The sequence below is a fragment of the Pseudoxanthomonas sacheonensis genome, assembly GCF_031455975.1.
Taxonomy (GTDB): domain Bacteria; phylum Pseudomonadota; class Gammaproteobacteria; order Xanthomonadales; family Xanthomonadaceae; genus Pseudoxanthomonas_A; species Pseudoxanthomonas_A sacheonensis_A.
Genome location: NZ_JAVDTT010000001.1, coordinates 1452974 through 1470103, shown reverse-complemented (window position 1 = coordinate 1470103; position 17130 = coordinate 1452974). Strand labels below are relative to the sequence as shown.

Below are 17130 nucleotides of genomic sequence, written 5' to 3'. Positions count from 1 at the left end.
GGGGCTGAATCCAGCCGCGTTGCAACATGTTTCGTTCAGCTTCATCCCGAAGCGGGATCGGCACGCACGGGTAGGTCGGGGCTCAGCCCCCCGACGCGCAATAATTCGACGCGCAACAATCCTCAGCATGGCCTATATCGGCCACGTCGGGCCGACCTACCTGGACGCCGCGGAAAGGCAGGGTTTCCGTGCGTCGGGGGCGTAGCCCCGACCTACCGCTCGGTCCGGCCCGGCGAAGCACGCTGGGCGCTCGGTTGATGCACGGCCCAATGGGCCGTAAGCGCATCAACCTCGATCCGGCCCGGCGAAGCACGCTGGGCGCTCGGCTAACCCGCGCGGCAGTGCCGTGCAAGCGGGTTAGCCTCGGTCCGGCCCGGCGAAGCACGCCGGGCGCTCGGTTGATCCGCGCGGCATGCCGCGCAAACGGATCAACCTCGCCCATCGAACAGTTCGCGGCCTATCAGCATGCGGCGGATCTCGTTGGTGCCGGCGCCGATGGCGTATAGCTTGGCGTCGCGCAGCAGACGGCCGGTGGGGTATTCGTTGATGTAGCCGTTGCCGCCCAACGCCTGGATGGCTTCCAGCGCCACCTGCACGCAGGCTTCCGACGCATGCAGCAGACAGCCGGCGGCGGCGGCGCGCGACTGGTGGCCGGCGTCGTAATCGCGACCCACCTGATAGGCGAAGGCCCGACTGGATTGCAGGGCGGTGTACATGTCGGCGATCTTGCCCTGCATCAGGCCGAAGGTGCCGATGGCCGCATCGAACTGCTTGCGTTCGCGCACGTAGGGCAGGGCGGCATCCAGCGCCGCCTGCATCAGCCCCAACGGGCCGCCGCTGATGACCAGGCGCTCGGTATTGAGGCCGGCCATCAACACCTTGACTCCGTTGTTCACTTCGCCCAGCACGTTTTCGGCGGGAATCTCGCAGTCCTCGAACACCAGTTCGCAGGTGTTGCTGCCGCGCATGCCCAGCTTGTCCAGTTTTTGCGCGGTGCGGAAACCCTTCATGCTTTTTTCGACGATGAAAGCGGTGACGCACTTGGAACCGCATTCCTTGCCGGCGGTGCGCAGGTACACGACCAGTACATCGGCCTCGGGGCCGTTGGTGATCCACATCTTGCTGCCGTTGGCGACCCAGACGTCGCCGCGACCCGCAGTTGAACGGAGTTCGGCGCGGCAACTCATCGAGCCAACCACGTCCGAACCCGCACCCGGCTCGCTCATCGCCAGCGCGCCTTTCCATTCGCCGCTGCAGAGTTTCGGCAGATATTTCTGGCGCTGCGCTTCGGTACCGTTGGCGTACAGATTGGACACGCACAAATTGGAGTGAGCGACATAGCTCAGGCCGACGGAACCGGAGGCGCGCGAGATCTCTTCCATCGCCACCAGATGGGCCAGATAGCCCATGTCGCTGCCGCCGTATTCTCCCGGCACGGTCAGGCCCAACAGTCCCAGTTCGCCCAGCTTGGGCCACAGGTCCTGCGGAAAAACGTTGTCGTGGTCGATGGCTTCGGCGCGCGGCGCGATCTCGCTGTCGGCGAAGCGGCGCACCGCCTCGCGCAGGGCGTCGATCTCTTCGCCTAGCGGAAAAGCGTGGATTGACGCGTTGGTTGAAACAGGTCGCATTCCGGTCCTCCCTCCTTTTGCGGCCGGCGTGGCGAGGTTAGTGCTCGCCGCGCAGGTGTCCCATGAAGCGGGGCGCGGTGCGCCCCAACGGCAGCTTCAGTTTGCCGATCGAAGCGATGCGCGCCTCGGCGATGCGGTCCGCGGCGTACTGCGGTGCGATGCCTTCGCGTTCGGACAGTTCGAAGATGCTGCCGACGTTGTGGTAGATGTTGCGCATCAGGCGCATCGCGCGTTCGCGGTTGTAGCCGTCGATCTCAAGCGACACGTTCATCACCCCGCCCGCGTTCACCGCGTAGTCCGGCGCATACAGGATGCCGCGCTTGGCGGCTTCGTCGCCAGTGACGTGCGACATCTGGTTGTTGGCGGTGCCGCAGATGATCTTGGCCTTGAGGCGCGGCAGCGTTTCGGCGTTGATCGCGTATTCCATCGCGCAGGGCGAGAACACGTCCACCGGCAAGTCGTAGATTTCGTCGGGCTTGACCGCCTCGGCGCCGTACTCTTCGACCGCGCGTTCGACCAGCGCGGGATTCAGGTCGGCCACGAAGAGTTTGGCGCCGCGTTCCTTCAACAGTTTCAGGAACTCCATGCCGATGTGGCCCAAGCCCTGCACGGCATAGCTGTACTTGCCGATTTCCTCGTTGCCGAACTTCTTGTTCAAGGTGGCCATCAGGCCCTGCAGCGCGCCATAGGCGGTGAACGGCGCCGGATCGCCCGAGCCGCCATGCACCTGGTGCACGCCGACCACGTATTCGGTCTCTCGATACACGTTTTCCATGTCGTTGACGTCGGTGCCCATGTCCTCGGCGGTGATGTAGCGTCCGCCCAGCGAATCGACATAACGGCCGAAGCCGCGGAAGACGGTTTCGGTCTTGTCCTTGACCGGGTCGCCGATCAGGATCGCCTTGCCGCCGCCGACATTGAGTCCGGCCAGCGCATTTTTGTAAGTCATGGTGCGGCTGAGGCGCAAAGCGTCGGTCAGCGCAGCCTGGGTATTGGGGTAGGGGCGCATGCGCACGCCGCCGAGGGCCGGACCAAGCACGGTGCTGTGGATGGCGATGATCGCCTTCAGTCCCGCGTCCTTGTTGTTGCAGAACACCACCTGTTCGTGGCCGGACGTATCGAGGGTTTCGAAAATCATGGGGATGGCTCCGAATTGCGCTGCCGGCTGGCTGCTGCAAGTTGCCAGGAACTGTGCCTAAGGGATTGACTGGAAACAAAAAAGCGACGTTGCCGAAAGCGGGCAAGGGCGTCGCATGCGCACAGTCTAATCCAATCGCTGTGACGTGGTCGGCAGTACTTCGGCGCGGCGCTGGCTTGCTGCGGGTAGGGCAAGACGTAGGTCGGGGCAACGCCCCCGACGCATCTTGGACCGTCAGGTCCAGGCGTCGGGGGCGTAGCCCCGACCTACGGATGTCGAAGAACTCTGCCGACCAACGGCATTGAATAACACGAACGGTCGTGCTATTTATTCCGCCATGACTCCTGCTGCCGCCACCTCCAAGGGCACCGCCACCCGCGAACTGATCGTCGAGCGCGCCTTCGGCATTGCCCGGCGTAACGGCTTGGAAGGCCTGTCCATCGGCGAACTGGCCACCGCGGTCGGCATGTCCAAGAGCGGCGTGTTCGCCCATTTCGGCTCCCGCGAGGACTTGCAGCTCAGCGTGCTGGAGTGGACCGCGCAGCGTTTCACCGAAACCGTGGTGCGTCCCGCGCTCGCCCAACCGCGTGGTTTGCCGCGTCTGCGCGCCATCGTCTCGGGCTGGTTCGACTGGGTGCTGGCCAGCGAGGAGGGCTGCGTGATCCTGGCCGCCGCCGGCGAATACGACGGCCGCCCGGGGCCGATGCGCGACCGGATCGTGGGCTGGCTGAGTCAATGGGACGCCCAGCTCACCAAGGCGGTGACCCACTGCATCGAATCCGGCGAACTGGCCGCCGATACCGATCCCGAACTCATGGCCTTCGAACTGGCGGCGCTTGCCGATGGCCTGCACAACACGCGCCTGCACGACCCGGCCCGCGCCGAAGACATGGCGCGGCGCTCGTTCGAACGTCTGATCCGCTCTTACTCCCGCTGAATCGCCCCCACTGAAATCCACGGAGGTCATCGTCATGGCTGCCATCGCTAAATCTGGAAATAGCACGATCGTTCTAAAATCGCTGGTGACGTCGCTGCGTTTCGCGGTGATGCGCGCCGGTTTCGCCATCGGTGGATGGCTGATGCCCAAGGCGACCCTGCATCGCGCGTTCCGCCTGTTCGGCACGCCCATGCCCGGTGCGCGGGAGCGGGCGCTGGCCGCCGATACCTTGGGCGCTCGCATCGAGGTGTTGGAGCACGGCGAGCACCGCGTCGCCGCCTATTTGTGGGGCGATCCCGCCCGCCAGCCGCTAGTGCTGCTGGCGCACGGCTGGTCCAGCTTCGGCCTGCGTTTCGCGCCCTGGGTACGCGCGCTGCGCCAAGCCGGCTATGCGGTGGTCACCTTCGATCAACTCGCCCATGGCCGCAGCAGCGGCCGCCGCGCCACGCTGCCTTCCTTCGCCGAAACCCTGTTCCAAGTCGCCAAGCACTATGGGCCGCTGGCCGCGGTGGTCGGCCATTCGTTGGGGGGCGCGGCCACCATGCTCGCGCTGTCCAAAGGCATGCAGGCCGAGCGCACCGTGCTGATCGCGCCGGCTGCCGATCCGATGGCCGCCGCCGATCGTTTCGGCCGCGCGGTGGGGTTGGCGCAATCGCTGCGCGACCATCTGTTCGATGAGTGGGAGAAGCGCTTCCAACTCCCGGTCGCCGGCATGCAGGTGCATGTCAATGCGCCTTTCATCGCGCGTCCGGCGTTGGTGGTGCACGACCTCGAAGACCGAGAAGTGCCGTGGGCCGAAGGCGAGCGCTACGCGCGCTACTGGCCGCAGGCCCGTCTGCTCACCACCACCGGACTGGGGCACCACCGCGTTGCCGCGGAACCGCAAGTGATCGCCGACGCCTTGCGTTTCCTCAAGGGCGAAAGCGTCGGCGAACGTGTCGTTTCCTCTCCCAATCTGCCGTTCGGCATCGCCTGAACCTCCTAGCAGGCGATGCATACGGGTGGGCATGGAGGCCCACCCACCTTTGACTAACGTGGCCGACGTTACAATTGCAACTTGTTCACTTGCACGTGAGGGCGCGCATGAGCACGCCGGCTTCGAATCTTCCCGCCACGCAGAGCGATAACACGCCGCTGCGCTTCGTCACCGCCGCCAGCCTGTTCGACGGGCACGACGCGGCGATCAACATCATGCGCCGCCTGATCCAGGGGCAGGGCGCCGAAGTGGTCCACCTGGGCCACAACCGCAGCGTCGAGGACGTGGTACGCGCGGCCTTGCAGGAAGACGCCGACGCCATCGCGCTGTCGTCCTACCAGGGCGGGCATGTCGAATACTTCAAGTACATGGTCGACATGCTGGCCGAGCGCGGCGCGTCCCATATCCGCGTGTTCGGCGGCGGCGGCGGCACCATCACTCCCGAAGAAATCCGAGAGCTGCAGTCCTACGGCGTGGAGCGCATCTACCACCCCAACGACGGCATGAAGATGGGACTGGTGGAGATGATCGAGGACGTGGTGGAACGCGCCACCCACCATCGCCTGCCCACCGACAAACCCGCCCGCATCGCCATCGACGACGAGATTTCCATCGGCCGCATGCTCAGCGCCATCGAAGAAGGCGCGCTGGACGACTCCGAACTCGCACGCTTGCGCAAGCAGTGGCAGCTGGCCGGCAGCAAGACCCCGGTGGTCGGCATCACCGGCACCGGCGGCGCCGGCAAGTCCTCGGTCACCGACGAATTGTTGAACCGCTTCCTGGCCAGCTTCCCGCAGATGCGCATCGCGGTGATCTCGGTCGATCCCACCCGCCGCCGCACCGGCGGCGCGCTGCTGGGCGACCGCATCCGCATGAACTCGCTGCGCAGCCACCGCGTGTACATGCGTTCCATGGCCACGCGCCGCCAGCATGCGGCCACCAACACGGTGCTGAAGGACTGCATCGGTTTCCTCAAGGGCCTGGGCTACGACCTGGTCATCGTCGAGACCGCCGGCATCGGCCAGAGCGACTCGGAAATCGTCGACCTGGTCGACTTCCCCATGTACGTGATGACCAGCGAATACGGCGCGGCCAGCCAGTTGGAGAAGATCGACATGCTCGACTTCGCCGAGCTCATCGTGCTCAACAAATACGACAAGCGCGGCGCCGAAGACGCGCTGCGCGACGTGCGCAAGCAGTGGAAGCGCAACCGCGTCGCCTTCCAGACCGCCGACGAAGACGTGCCCGCGTACCCCACCATTGCCAGCCAGTTCAACGACCCGGGCATCAGCTGGATGTTCGTCAACCTGTGCCGCCTGCTGCGCGAAAAACTCTCGCTGCCGGCGCAGAAATGGACGCCGCAGCTGGACACCTCGCTGAAGGAACCGCGCGCCACTGTGCTGATTCCGGGCGCGCGGGTGCGCTATCTGGCCGAGATCGCCGAGCAGGGCAGAGGCATCAACAAGGCCGTCGAACAGCAGGCCGAGATCGCCAGCCGCGCGCAGCATCTTTGGGAATCGCTGCGGGAGATCGGTGACGAAAAGTTGCCGAAGGCGCTGGAGCTTTATGCCTTTGATTCCCTTCTCCCCCCGGGAGAAGGTGCCCGTAGGGCGGATGAGGGCGTGGGTCATCAGCTTGTAGAGAACGGTCCCGAGCACGTCACTCTCCCTCCCTCACACCCCAAGGGTGCTTCCTTCGGGGCGTCCGTCGCTTCGCGCCACCTTCTCCCAGAGGGAGAAGGGAAGCAGGCCGACCGCTCGTTGCTCACCCTACGCCAGCGCTACCAAGACGCCGTCCAATCCCTCACCAACGAAAACCTCAAACTCCTGCGCGAATGGCCGCAGCGATTGAAGTCGATTACCGACGAACACTTCACCTACGAAGTGCGCGGCAAGGCCGTCACCGGCGAAAACTACCGCCAGTCGCTCAGCCACCAGCCCATCCCCAAGATCGCCGCGCCCACCTATAAATCCTGGGGCGAGCTGCTGACCTTCCTGGGCAAGGAAAACCTGCCGGGCAGCTATCCCTATACCGGCGGCGTGTATCCGTACCGGCGCACCGGCGAAGACCCCATCCGCATGTTCGCCGGCGAAGGCACGCCGGAGCGCACCAACCGCCGCTTCCACTACCTGTCCGTCGGCCAGCCCGCCGCGCGTTTGTCCACCGCCTTCGACAGCGTCACGCTGTACGGCGAAGACCCCGCGCCGCGCCCGGACATCTACGGCAAGATCGGCAATTCCGGCGTCAACATTCCCACCCTGGACGACATGAAGAAGCTGTACTCCGGCTTCGACCTGTGTTCGCCCAGCACCAGCGTGTCGATGACCATCAACGGCCCCGCGCCGATGATCCTGGCCATGTTCATGAACACCGCCATCGACCAGCAGGTCGAGCGCTATCTGAAGGAAGACCCGCAGCGCTGGGCCGAAGCGCAGAAGGCCATCGACAAACTGTTCGAAGGCCGCCGCCGTCCGCAATACCACGGCGAACTGCCGCCCACCAACAACGGTCTGGGCCTGGGCTTGCTCGGCGTGACCGGCGAACAGGTGGTCGATGCCGACACTTACGCGCGGATCAAGGCGCAGACGCTCAAGACCGTGCGCGGCACCGTGCAGGCCGACATCCTGAAAGAGGACCAGGCGCAGAACACCTGCATCTTCAGCACCGAATTCGCCCTGCGCATGATGGGCGACATCCAGCAGTACTTCGTCGACAACGGCGTGCGCAATTTCTATTCGGTGTCCATCTCCGGCTACCACATCGCCGAAGCCGGCGCGAACCCGATCAGCCAGCTGGCTTTCACCCTGTCCAACGGTTTCACCATCGTCGAGTACTACCTGGCGCGCGGCATGAAGGTGGACGACTTCGCCGCCAACCTGTCGTTCTTCTTCAGCAACGGCATGGACCCGGAATACACCGTGATCGGCCGTGTCGCCCGCCGCATCTGGGCGCGCGCCATGCGCGAGCGGTACGGCGCCAACGAACGCAGCCAGATGATGAAGTACCACATCCAGACCTCGGGCCGTTCGCTGCATGCGCAGGAAATCCAGTTCAACGACATCCGCACCACGTTGCAGGCGTTGTACGCGTTGTTCGACAACTGCAATTCGCTGCACACCAACGCCTACGACGAGGCCATCACCACGCCGACGGAAGAATCCGTGCGCCGCGCGGTGGCCATCCAGATGATCATCAACAAGGAGCTGGGCCTCAATTTCATCGAGAACCCGTGGCAAGGCAGCTTCGCCGTCGATTACCTGACCGACCTGGTGGAAGAAGCCGTGTACAAGGAGTTCGAAGCCATCAGCGAGCGCGGCGGCGTGCTGGGCGCGATGGACACCATGTACCAGCGCGGCAAGATCCAGGAAGAGTCGTTGTACTACGAGCACAAGAAGCACGACGGCAGCCTGCCGCTGGTCGGCGTCAATACCTTCCTGCCGCGCGAGCACGGCGGCGAGGTGACCACCGAGATCGAGCTGATCCGCTCCACCGAGGAAGAGAAGGGCCAGCAGATCGCCAACGTGCTGGGCTGGCAGCAGTCGCGCAACGCGCTGGCGCCCGACGGCGAGACTTCGCACGGGCATGTGGTGGAGTCGGAGGACGTGGAAGTCCACGATGGCCACGGGCTGGGCTATCTGCAGCAGGCCGCGCGCGATCGCCGCAACGTGTTCGAAGCGCTGGTCGAAGCGGTGAAGACGCATAGCCTGGGTCAGATCAGCCATGCGCTGTACGACGTGGGCGGGGAGTACCGCCGCAATATGTGAGGCGTTGGGAGCGGGCCACTCGTGATGGCCCGCTGTCCTGGCATGGCCCGCTTCATCGTTTCCTAAGGCAGGCAATGCCCGGGGTGCGTCCATGAACAGGTTGTCCCGTCTTCACGCTGCAATGTGCCTGGTCCTCGTCGGTTTCGCGGCAAGTCCGCAGGTCCGGGCCGACGTGGTCACCGACTGGAACCGTACCGTTACCCAAATCGCCGCCGACGCCAAGCTGCCGCCGCCGCTCTCCAATCGCGCCATCGCACTGGTGCAGACCTCCGTCTACCTCGCGACCAATGCCATCACTCATCAGTACGCGCCCACTGGCGTTGCGCTGTCTGCGCCCGCCGGCGCCTCGGTGGACGCCGCCGTTGCCGCAGCCAACCACGCCGCTCTGCTCAAGCTGATGAGCGCGCAGCAGGCCGCCATCGACGCTGCCTACGCCACCGCCTTGGCGAAGATTCCCGAAGGGCAGGCCAAGCGCGATGGCATCGCAGTGGGCGAACAAGCCGTGGCCGCCGTGCTGGCCTCGCGCACGCAGGATGTGGTTGCGCCGGTCGAAAGCTACCGGCCGCTCACCCAGGCCGGCGCCTACGTGCCCACCACGCTGCCGGCGGTGCCGCAGTGGCCGCAGCGCACGCCGTGGCTGATGCGCGAAGCGGCGCAGTTCCGTCCAGGTCCGCCGCCGGCGCTTTCCAGCCAGACTTGGGTGCGCGACTACAACGAAATCAAGGCGGTCGGCGGCAAGACCGGTTCGCGCCGGACCGCCGCGCAAACCGACATGGCGCGTTTCTGGGAAGCCACCATGCCCATCATCTATTACGGCGTGGTGCGGTCGGTCGCCGACCAGAACGGGCGCGACGTCACCCGCAATGCGCGCCTGCTGATGGCGGTGTCGCAGGCGATGGACGATGCGTTGATCGCGGTGTTCGACGCCAAGTACCACTACAACTTCTGGCGTCCCATCACCGCCATCCGCAATGGCGACCTGGACGGCAACGACGCGACCGAGCGCGAAGCGTCCTGGGTTCCTTTCATCGAAACGCCCCTGCATCCAGAGTATCCGTGCGCGCATTGCATCGTGTCCTCGGCCATGGGCACGGTGCTGAAGGGGGAACTGGGCACCGGAACCGTTCCGGTACTGACCACCACCAGCTATACCGCCGACGGCGCTCGCCGCGAATGGACCACGGTCGACGATTTCGTCAAGGAAGTCTCCGAGGCGCGCATCTACGACGGCGTGCATTTCCGCAACTCCACCGAGGTGGGCGCGGCGATGGGCAGACAGATAGGCGCCTTGTCGGTGGCGAAATACCTGCAGCCCGGGCAATAGGTCGGCGCTCCCGGAGACCGCGGTTATCATGACCGCGGTCTCTTCGGTCCATGGTTCGATCCACATGCGCAATCCCCTGCAGGAACAACTGCTCAAGGCCGGCCTGGTCAAGAAGTCCAAGCTCGCCGAGGTGGCGCGCGAGCAGGCCAAGCAGCGCCACGGCAAGGCGCCGCCCGCGCCCAGCGCCGAGCAGGCCGAGGCCGAACGCGTGCGCCAGGAAAAAGCCGAACGCGACCGCGCCCTGGCCGCCGAGCGCAACGCGCAGGCGCGCCTGCACGAACAACGCGCGCAGGCGCGGCAGATCGTCGAGCAGAACAAGCTGAAGCTGGTCGGCGAGATCGCCTACGGTTTCACCGACGAAGGCGTCATCAAGAATGTATTGGTCGACGAAACCGTGCGCAGGCAACTGGCCAGCGGCGCGCTGGTGGTGGTCCGCCACGATCAGGGTTATGCGGTGATTCCGCGCGCCGCCGCCGACAAGGTCTACGCCCGCGAGGCGGCGATGGTCGTGCTCGACCACGGCAAGCCGGGCGATCCCGGCAGCGACGGCGCCGACGACGATTACTACAGCCAGTTCAAGGTGCCGGACGATCTGGTCTGGTAAAGCCCCGCCTTCGTAGGAGCGGCTACAGGTAGGCGTAGGTGGGCGTAGGAGCGACGTGAGTCGCGAAACCAAAAGAACAACCGACCTCACGTGCCACATCCGACAATCCGTGTCGGGATACGGTGACGGTTTGAAGAGAGGGTCCTTCGCGACTCACGTCGCTCCTACAACGCACCGCGCCCCTACAACAGGCTTTGTGCCGTCAGATCCAGCACGCTGATCTTGCCGCTGGCCACTTCCACCCGCACCGCTTTCAGATGCGGGCCTTGCGCTTGGGTTTTTTCATCCGTCGCCGCGGGCGGTTCGCTGCCCAGCAGCAACAGGTCGTTGTCCTTGCGCATCACCGCGTGCAGCTGATCCATCGGCAGCGCAGCGCTCCACACCGGTTTGCCGGCGGGGCCGGAGACGCGGGTCAGCCGCAGGCGGCCTTGCTGGCCCAGTTGGTCGCTGTGCAGCACCAGCACGCTGTCCGGTTGCCGGTACCACAGCGCTTGTTCCGGTTCGCTGCCGTCGCGCAGCAGGCCGGCGCGCAGGAATTGCGGCGATTCGGGCAGCACGTGGTAGTCGCTGAACTGCGGCCGTTTGCCCCAGCGGTCCGGCAGCTGGCGGGGCCAGTCTTGCGGCGCGGCCGACACCTGGATCATGCGCGCGCCCCACAAACGGTATTGCTGCGGCAGGGGTTCGTTGAGCGGGGCGGGCACGTGGTTCCGTTCCAGGTACTGCTGCATCGCGCCGGGGCGTTCGTTGGGGTCGCGCCCGGGGACGACGGGTTTGTTGCCGTAGAACTCGGCTTCCTTGTCCGTCATCACCCCCAGCCAGCGTTCGCCGATGGGCAGGGCGCGGGTGAGGAAGGCGGAAGACGGTCCGCTACGCGCCGGCGGCACGATGCCTTTCGGGTCGCGTACGGGCGTGTCGCGCGGGGCGGCGCTCAGGTCGCTGGCGTCGATGCGCCACTGGCTGGCGTCGTTCAAGGTGAGTTGCAGGCCGTGCCGGCCGAAGGCGAGGTAGCCCAGGTCGTTGACGCGCTTGCCGGCCATGGCGGGATTCTTGGCGTCGATGCGCGCGCCGTCGGCCACCACGCTGCCGTCCACCAGCGACACGCCCAGCGGTCCGTCCAGCGTCAGCCACAGGGTCTTGCCGTCCACGCCCAACAGGTCGAAGCCGCGTAAATCGCGGCCCGCGCGTTCCTCACCTTCGTAGGTGCGCAGGCGTTTGCGCCAGGCCAGGGTGCCGTTGCCGGCGTCGATGGCCCACAGGTCCACATGCAGCAGGTCGCGGCGGGGGCGGCTGCTGGTGCGGCGGCCGAAGGAGAGTTGGGTAATGGTTTCGGATTGGACGCCCAGCAGGTAGACGCGGTCGGCGCCGCCCTGGTCGGTGCGCAGCGGGGCCGATTGGAACAGGGCCGGCTGCAGTTCGCGTACTTCGCCGGTGGTGAGCAGTTGGTGCAGGTCGTCGCGGCCGCCTTCGCGCAGGCTCCACAGGCCGGCCACGCCCAGCAGTAGCAACAGGAACAGGGCCAACGAGGCGAACGCTTTGCCGACGTGGTTCATGCGGGTGGCCTGCGATGGCTTGAGGGCGGTGATTGGGCGTAAGTCGTCTGCGTACAGAACGCGGGCGCCCGGGGCCACAGGCCAGGTTTGCAATGAGGGGGTGGCTTGGGCTTAATGCAGCGAACAACGATGGGGGATTGGCTATGTCGTCCGATCAGTTGATTGCCGTGGCTACCGATGCTTTGCGTGGGCTGGTGCAGGCGGCGGTGCCGCCGGGGACGCCGGTGTTGGTGGGGCCGCCTTCGCCAGAGGGCGAGGAGTTGTCGGGGTTGTCGGTGCATCTGTTCCGGGTGGGGGTGCTGCCTTTGGTGCGGGCGGTGCCGACGATCGGGGCGGATGGGCGGCGGGTGCGGCCGGAGTTGGGCTTGCAGTTGGATTATCTGATCAGCGGCCTGGGTGGCGAGGCGCTGCAGGAACTGGGCTTGTTGGGCACGGCGTTGCAGGCGTTGGCGGATGCGCCGGTGCGCGAGCGTCAGTCGATGGCGGCGTTGTTGTCGCAACCGGATCGGTTGTCGGCGATGGCGGCCGGTTCGGTGACGGTGCAGTGGCGAATGTTGGATCTGCCGTTGGATCAGGTGTCGGGGGTGTGGTTGGCCAGTGGCATGCGGCAGCGCGCCGGGGTGTTCGTCAGGGCCGAGGCGGTTTGGCAGGTGGCGCCGGCCTGACGCGGGTTCGGTCTGTACTTGCCGCCTTCACGTCTTCGTACGTGCGCGGCCGTTAACAAGCGTGTTCGGGATCGGGCGAGGGCGTTGCCATGGCTTTGTCGTTGCGCTGCGAGTGCGGGCGGGTGCAGGGCAGGGTGGAAACGGACCAGGTCTATGTGCGGGCCAAGTGTTATTGCCGGGATTGCCAGGCTTATGCGCGTTGGTTGGATCGGCCGGGGGTGGTCGATGCGCAGGGCGGCACGGATATCGTGGCGATGAATCCGGCGGCGGTGCATATCACTTCGGGCGATGAGCAGATCGCTTGTATGTCGCTTAGCGAGAAGGGGTTGTTGCGCTGGTATACGGTCTGTTGCCGCACGCCGCTGGGCAATACGCCGCGCGATGCGAAGGTTTCTTATGTGGGGATCGTCACTACGGGGCTGTCGCCGGCCTGGGAGATAGATCAGGCGTTTGGGGCGCAGGGGGAGGTGGTGATCAATGCGGGGTCGGCGGCGGGGAAGGTGAAGGCGACGCCGGTGGGGTTTGTGGTGGGTGGGTGGCGGATCTTGCGCAATATCGTGGGGGCGCGGTTGCGGAAGCAGGGGCCTACGTTGTTTTTCGATGGGGAGGGGCAGCCCATTCGGAAGGTGGAGGTGTTGAGTGCGGCTGAGCGTGCGGCGCTGGGTGGTAACGACGCTTAGCAGATCGTACAGCGAGGCTTGTCATCCCCTGTCGCGTTCCTTCCCGTTTGATCTTTCTCGTCCGAGAGCTATCTGCTCGCCTACGCTAACTCCTTAACGAAGCTGGAGGAAACGTAAATAATTCACATGCTTCGGCGATCTGAAGCCATGATTGCTGGTCGTTCCTGGAAAAGCGTACTCTCGCCTCTGCTCCGACGGCTTGTCTGGTCGCAGAGTTGGGTGGGGAGGCGTTGCAGGAGTTTGGGGCTGTTGAGGATTGCGTTATACGCGCTGGCCGACGGACGATGCGTGAGCGTCGACTGTTGCCTAGTGCGTTGTCGCAACCGGACTGGTTGTCTGCGTGTTTGGGGGCGGTGACGGTGCAGAGGCAGCCAGCGAGTGGAATGTGGCTGCGTGGTCGTTATTTGCCAGTGCTGAGGTGGTTTGGCAGGCTGTGTAGGAATCAGATGTCGGGTGTTCGCGAATGAAATAAATTTGTGGAATATAGCGGCGGAACGCTGCCATGTGCGAATAGTGGAGCGATGGAGATCGCATAGGATTGGTCTCTCAGTCATGCGTTATAAGGTTTATGCGGAATATCAAAGGAATAAGCGAGAGCCAATATGCAGAGTCCGCTGAATGCAGCTGCCCCAACGGCAGGTTCTTTAATGTCGACCTCAATGTTCGAGGTTCCTATCTACCAACGAGAGTACGCTTGGACATTGGAGGAGGTTGAAGATTTTTGGAACGACATTGATGAAGCTCTCAGCGCGGAATCATATTTTCTAGGCCTATTAATCCTCACAAAGGAAGGTAATCGATATCACGTAGTCGACGGCCAACAGAGAATTCTCACTTTGACAATGTTGGCGGCGGCTCTTCGTGATGAGGCTATCAAGAATGGGCGAAAAGCACTCGCGGACAAAATTCAGTCCGACTTTCTGAAAACAATCAACTACAACACTGATGCTGCTGAGTCCAGGGTCGTGCTATCTGATGTGACAGATAATGAAACGCTGCAGAAAATTATTGAAGGATCATTTGATCCTGAAGATGAAGCGGTTAGTGGTGAAGTGTCGGATCGAATCAGAAATGCTTATCGGTTTCTATGCCTCAAATTGCGCGCTGATATAGCGTCTGATCCATTTAGAAGGCTCGGCATTTGGACGGAGTTCATAACAGATAAGCTCTATTTCGCTGTCTTCGTCCATCCGGATGCAAGATCAGCTTATCGCGTATTTGAAGCGATCAATACTCGAGGCAGGGATCTGACAACTGCTGAGTTGCTGAAGAATTTCGTATTAAGTCAGACGGCAGGTGATCAAAAGCAAGCTCTATACAGCGAGTGGCAGTCAATCGCGCAGCAATTTCAAAGTGACGGAGCGAATTCATTCGTTCAGTACATTCGGCATGTCGTCACGGTAGAGGTCGGCCATATTCTGCCAAAAGATTTGTTTGATTTGGTCGCAGGTCGCGGTGCGTTTGTTGGTTCTCGGGACAGGCCAAGCATTCAACGGCTAATGGAGCTGCTGAGGTCGAAGCTTCCGCTTTACGTTCAGATGATAGATCCGGGTGTTCCCGGGCCAGCTGATGGGGAGGCGCTTAGCATCTTCAGTGCGCTGAATAGTCTTTCCGTGATATCTGTCCGGCCGATACTGATGGCCCTGATTGAAACGCAAGACGACCCGATTGATGCCATGCGTGACGTACTTCGTCTCGTGGTCAGAAGAATAGTTGTTGGAAATCTTGGGACAGGCAATGTCGAGCGCAGGTTTGGTGAGGCTGCGAAGTCAATCCGACAAACTAGAGACTGGGTTCGTGTGAAGCAGGATTTGGCCGATCTTGTGCCAAGCAGGGAGGATTTTGTCAGTCAATTGTCGCGTCGTTCCTTGAACAAGCAGACCCTCACTTTCATGCGTCGGTCGATTATTCATAGGACTATGTCGCCCGAGAGAGAGGGTCACTTCCATTTGATCAGGCCAAAACAAGCCTACGAATGGTTAGGTTTGGATCCGGAGGAAATAACCTTCTGGACAAATACTATTGGTAACTCGTTTCTGGCGACTACCGAAAGACGCAGTAGATTGGCAAACACCTGGGAAGGCTTTAAGCAAGAGATGCTCGATGAGGCCGCTGATGGCGAGTTAAAGGAACGCTTGAGAGAGATCGATGACTGGGATGCGGAAGCTATTGAGTCAATGGGTAGCTTCCTGGCGGAGGCGGCGGCAAATGTCTGGTACTGATGCTGCTAACGACATTGAAGGGATCCTTCTTCGGCTAGAAGCAATGCTACGTCGAGACGCTCCTATTAGCGCCTTTAAGCAACTGGCCTCCAGTTTTCAGGCCTCAAGGGCCGTAGAAATTCGGTTTGAAAACTTTGCTATTTGTCTTGATTCGTGCGTACTCATAAATCTCTCAAAGCGAAAAGATCTTGAGGATATATTTGACTATTTTTCGACAAAGCATCGGGCTCCGCTCATTGTTTCTGCGCAATCGCTTCTCGAATTTTGGAACAATCATATCTCTTCCGTTGAAACTATAGCCTCTGCATTAGAAAAGAGGTTTTCTGAACTGGAGAAAGAAGTCTTAAAGGTTGATGGCGATTTCGGCTCCTATTCAGATGAGTTCAAAGGATTGCTTGGCAGGTTCAAAGATGATTATGGGCATGTGCATGACAAAGCCATAAGAAGAAGTTTGGTTTCACTTGTGCAGCGCCTCTCAGAAGTGGCAAGCGTGCACGAGATCCCGAGATCCAGGTTCTATAGATTCGCCAGCAGCCGCCAGAGTACAAAGACGCCGCCTGGATTCAAGGATTCCGGCGACGGTGACTATTTTGTATGGATGGATTTTCTGTTCGGCCTGGCCAAAGCGAAGCAGAGTGGTGAGAAAATCGAGAAGGCCATCATGGTGACCGATGATCGGAAGTCGGATTGGTCAAAGGGTGGTGTGCCACATCCGGTCCTGGCGGCTGAGGTGGATGCATGTATTGAGGTTCCTTTCGAGACTTGGTCGTTGGAGCAATTGGCGCAAAGAGTAAGGAGCCAAATTGATGACGTGGAAGTCGCCGAAGCTCCTGGCTCGACAGCATGAAGCCACTGTTGCGATGGGCGGGCAGTAAAGCTCAGTTGCTGCCTGAGCTTAGAACGTTTTGGCGAGAAGAGTATCAGCGATACGTAGAGCCTTTTTGCGGTTCTGCGAGTCTTTTTCTCAGCTTAAAGCCCAAGGCAGGCTTGCTTTCTGATATCAACGAAGAGTTGGTAATCGCGCTGCAACAAGTTCAACTCAATGCGCCAACGTTGGTTGAGTGCATAAGGCGAATGCCAATATCTGAGAAGAATTATTACAAGGTGCGAGCCACCCGGCCGGATACCCTTTCTCCAGCATTGAGGGCGGCTAGATTCATCTATCTCAATGCTCTTTGCTTCAATGGACTGTATAGAACAAATCGTGCTGGGCAGTTCAATGTCCCGTACGGATCAAAACTTAGAAAGACCGTGCTTGATGAAGAGCATCTGCATGCTGTCAGTAGTGCACTGCAGTCTGCGGAAATAGTTTCTGGCGACTTTGAGAGTTCGGTTCTAAGAACTGGTAGTGGCGATTTCTTGTACGTAGATCCGCCTTACACAACTAGTGATGTACGGATGTTTACAGAATATAGCGGTTCTGGTTTTGGAATATCAGATTTGCATAGATTGCTTGAAGCTCTCGACGACGTAGCAAGCAAGGGTGTTGCTTTTGTGTTGTCGTATGCAGATGTTTCAGAGGTGTCTTCTTTCGCAGAAAAATGGAAGAGTAGAAGAGTTAGCGCGCGTAGAAATATTGCGGGATTTACAGGTAGTCGGCGTACTGTCCAGGAATTGATCGTTACTAATTGCGAGTAAACCA

General features: G+C 61.9%; 13 protein-coding genes. 10 read left to right on the top strand and 3 right to left on the bottom strand.

Annotated elements, in window-relative coordinates; all coding sequences use genetic code 11:
• Nucleotides 1–428: 428 nt before the first annotated feature.
• Together J2W94_RS06595 and J2W94_RS06590 are read right to left on the bottom strand one after the other, a co-directional pair.
• Nucleotides 429–1628, bottom strand: a complete 1200-nt coding sequence (locus tag J2W94_RS06595) for an acyl-CoA dehydrogenase family protein (protein ID WP_310091302.1) — start codon at nucleotides 1626–1628, stop codon at nucleotides 429–431.
• Nucleotides 1629–1665: 37 nt separating this feature from the next.
• Entirely contained in the window at nucleotides 1666–2766 is a 1101-nt protein-coding gene (locus J2W94_RS06590) for a Glu/Leu/Phe/Val family dehydrogenase (RefSeq protein ID WP_310091300.1), read from the bottom strand.
• Nucleotides 2767–3103: 337 nt separating this feature from the next.
• Between J2W94_RS06590 and J2W94_RS06585 the strand changes: the two genes are divergently transcribed.
• From J2W94_RS06585 to J2W94_RS06565, 5 genes are all read left to right on the top strand, one after another.
• A complete protein-coding gene (locus tag J2W94_RS06585) occupies nucleotides 3104–3703 on the top strand; it encodes a TetR/AcrR family transcriptional regulator (protein WP_310091298.1) in 600 nt (199 codons plus the stop codon).
• A 34-nt stretch (nucleotides 3704–3737) separates the two neighbouring features.
• Entirely contained in the window at nucleotides 3738–4679 is a 942-nt protein-coding gene (locus J2W94_RS06580) for an alpha/beta hydrolase (protein ID WP_310091296.1), read from the top strand.
• 107 nt (nucleotides 4680–4786) lie between these two features.
• Nucleotides 4787–8443, top strand: coding sequence for a methylmalonyl-CoA mutase family protein (locus tag J2W94_RS06575; RefSeq protein WP_310091294.1), 3657 nt, complete (start codon nucleotides 4787–4789; stop codon nucleotides 8441–8443).
• A 91-nt stretch (nucleotides 8444–8534) separates the two neighbouring features.
• The gene (locus tag J2W94_RS06570; RefSeq protein WP_310091292.1) at nucleotides 8535–9767 is read left to right on the top strand and encodes a vanadium-dependent haloperoxidase; all 1233 of its coding nucleotides are present in this window, start codon (nucleotides 8535–8537) and stop codon (nucleotides 9765–9767) included.
• A gap of 64 nt (nucleotides 9768–9831) precedes the next feature.
• Nucleotides 9832–10371 carry a DUF2058 domain-containing protein gene (locus tag J2W94_RS06565; protein ID WP_310091611.1) on the top strand — a complete coding sequence of 180 codons (540 nt, stop codon included), beginning with the start codon at nucleotides 9832–9834 and terminating at the stop codon, nucleotides 10369–10371.
• A gap of 182 nt (nucleotides 10372–10553) precedes the next feature.
• On the opposite strand, the gene J2W94_RS06560 is transcribed toward J2W94_RS06565, so the two are convergent.
• The gene (locus J2W94_RS06560; RefSeq protein WP_310091290.1) at nucleotides 10554–11921 is read right to left on the bottom strand and encodes a PA2928 family protein; all 1368 of its coding nucleotides are present in this window, start codon (nucleotides 11919–11921) and stop codon (nucleotides 10554–10556) included.
• Between the two features lie 143 nt (nucleotides 11922–12064).
• Between J2W94_RS06560 and J2W94_RS06555 the strand changes: the two genes are divergently transcribed.
• The 5 genes from J2W94_RS06555 to J2W94_RS06535 all read left to right on the top strand — a co-directional run bounded on the left by J2W94_RS06555 (nucleotide 12065) and on the right by J2W94_RS06535 (nucleotide 17126).
• Nucleotides 12065–12586 (top strand): Pvc16 family protein, encoded by a 522-nt coding sequence (locus J2W94_RS06555; RefSeq protein WP_310091288.1) that lies wholly within the window; start codon nucleotides 12065–12067, stop codon nucleotides 12584–12586.
• 89 nt (nucleotides 12587–12675) lie between these two features.
• On the top strand, nucleotides 12676–13266 hold the full coding sequence (locus tag J2W94_RS06550) for a DUF6151 family protein (RefSeq protein WP_310091287.1): 591 nt from the start codon (nucleotides 12676–12678) through the stop codon (nucleotides 13264–13266).
• A gap of 602 nt (nucleotides 13267–13868) precedes the next feature.
• Nucleotides 13869–15488 (top strand): DUF262 domain-containing protein, encoded by a 1620-nt coding sequence (locus tag J2W94_RS06545; protein ID WP_310091285.1) that lies wholly within the window; start codon nucleotides 13869–13871, stop codon nucleotides 15486–15488.
• Nucleotides 15475–16335: a PIN-like domain-containing protein gene (locus J2W94_RS06540; RefSeq protein WP_310091282.1), complete on the top strand. Its 861-nt coding sequence runs from the start codon at nucleotides 15475–15477 to the stop codon at nucleotides 16333–16335. Before J2W94_RS06545 ends, J2W94_RS06540 begins: the two co-directional genes overlap by 14 nt.
• The gene (locus tag J2W94_RS06535; RefSeq protein ID WP_310091279.1) at nucleotides 16332–17126 is read left to right on the top strand and encodes a DNA adenine methylase; all 795 of its coding nucleotides are present in this window, start codon (nucleotides 16332–16334) and stop codon (nucleotides 17124–17126) included. The genes J2W94_RS06540 and J2W94_RS06535 overlap by 4 nt, the downstream gene beginning before the upstream one ends.
• Nucleotides 17127–17130: the final 4 nt, after the last annotated feature.

Excerpts from the sequence above, each read along its gene's own strand:
- J2W94_RS06595 (WP_310091302.1), bottom strand. The coding sequence starts at position 1,628 with ATGCGACCTGTTTCAACCAACGCGTCAATCCACGCTTTTCCGCTAGGC.
- J2W94_RS06590 (WP_310091300.1), bottom strand. The coding sequence starts at position 2,766 with ATGATTTTCGAAACCCTCGATACGTCCGGCCACGAACAGGTGGTGTTC.
- J2W94_RS06585 (WP_310091298.1), top strand. The coding sequence starts at position 3,104 with ATGACTCCTGCTGCCGCCACCTCCAAGGGCACCGCCACCCGCGAACTG.
- J2W94_RS06580 (WP_310091296.1), top strand. The coding sequence starts at position 3,738 with ATGGCTGCCATCGCTAAATCTGGAAATAGCACGATCGTTCTAAAATCG.
- J2W94_RS06575 (WP_310091294.1), top strand. The coding sequence starts at position 4,787 with ATGAGCACGCCGGCTTCGAATCTTCCCGCCACGCAGAGCGATAACACG.
- J2W94_RS06570 (WP_310091292.1), top strand. The coding sequence starts at position 8,535 with ATGAACAGGTTGTCCCGTCTTCACGCTGCAATGTGCCTGGTCCTCGTC.
- J2W94_RS06565 (WP_310091611.1), top strand. The coding sequence starts at position 9,832 with ATGCGCAATCCCCTGCAGGAACAACTGCTCAAGGCCGGCCTGGTCAAG.
- J2W94_RS06560 (WP_310091290.1), bottom strand. The coding sequence starts at position 11,921 with ATGAACCACGTCGGCAAAGCGTTCGCCTCGTTGGCCCTGTTCCTGTTG.
- J2W94_RS06555 (WP_310091288.1), top strand. The coding sequence starts at position 12,065 with ATGTCGTCCGATCAGTTGATTGCCGTGGCTACCGATGCTTTGCGTGGG.
- J2W94_RS06550 (WP_310091287.1), top strand. The coding sequence starts at position 12,676 with ATGGCTTTGTCGTTGCGCTGCGAGTGCGGGCGGGTGCAGGGCAGGGTG.
- J2W94_RS06545 (WP_310091285.1), top strand. The coding sequence starts at position 13,869 with ATGCAGAGTCCGCTGAATGCAGCTGCCCCAACGGCAGGTTCTTTAATG.
- J2W94_RS06540 (WP_310091282.1), top strand. The coding sequence starts at position 15,475 with ATGTCTGGTACTGATGCTGCTAACGACATTGAAGGGATCCTTCTTCGG.
- J2W94_RS06535 (WP_310091279.1), top strand. The coding sequence starts at position 16,332 with ATGAAGCCACTGTTGCGATGGGCGGGCAGTAAAGCTCAGTTGCTGCCT.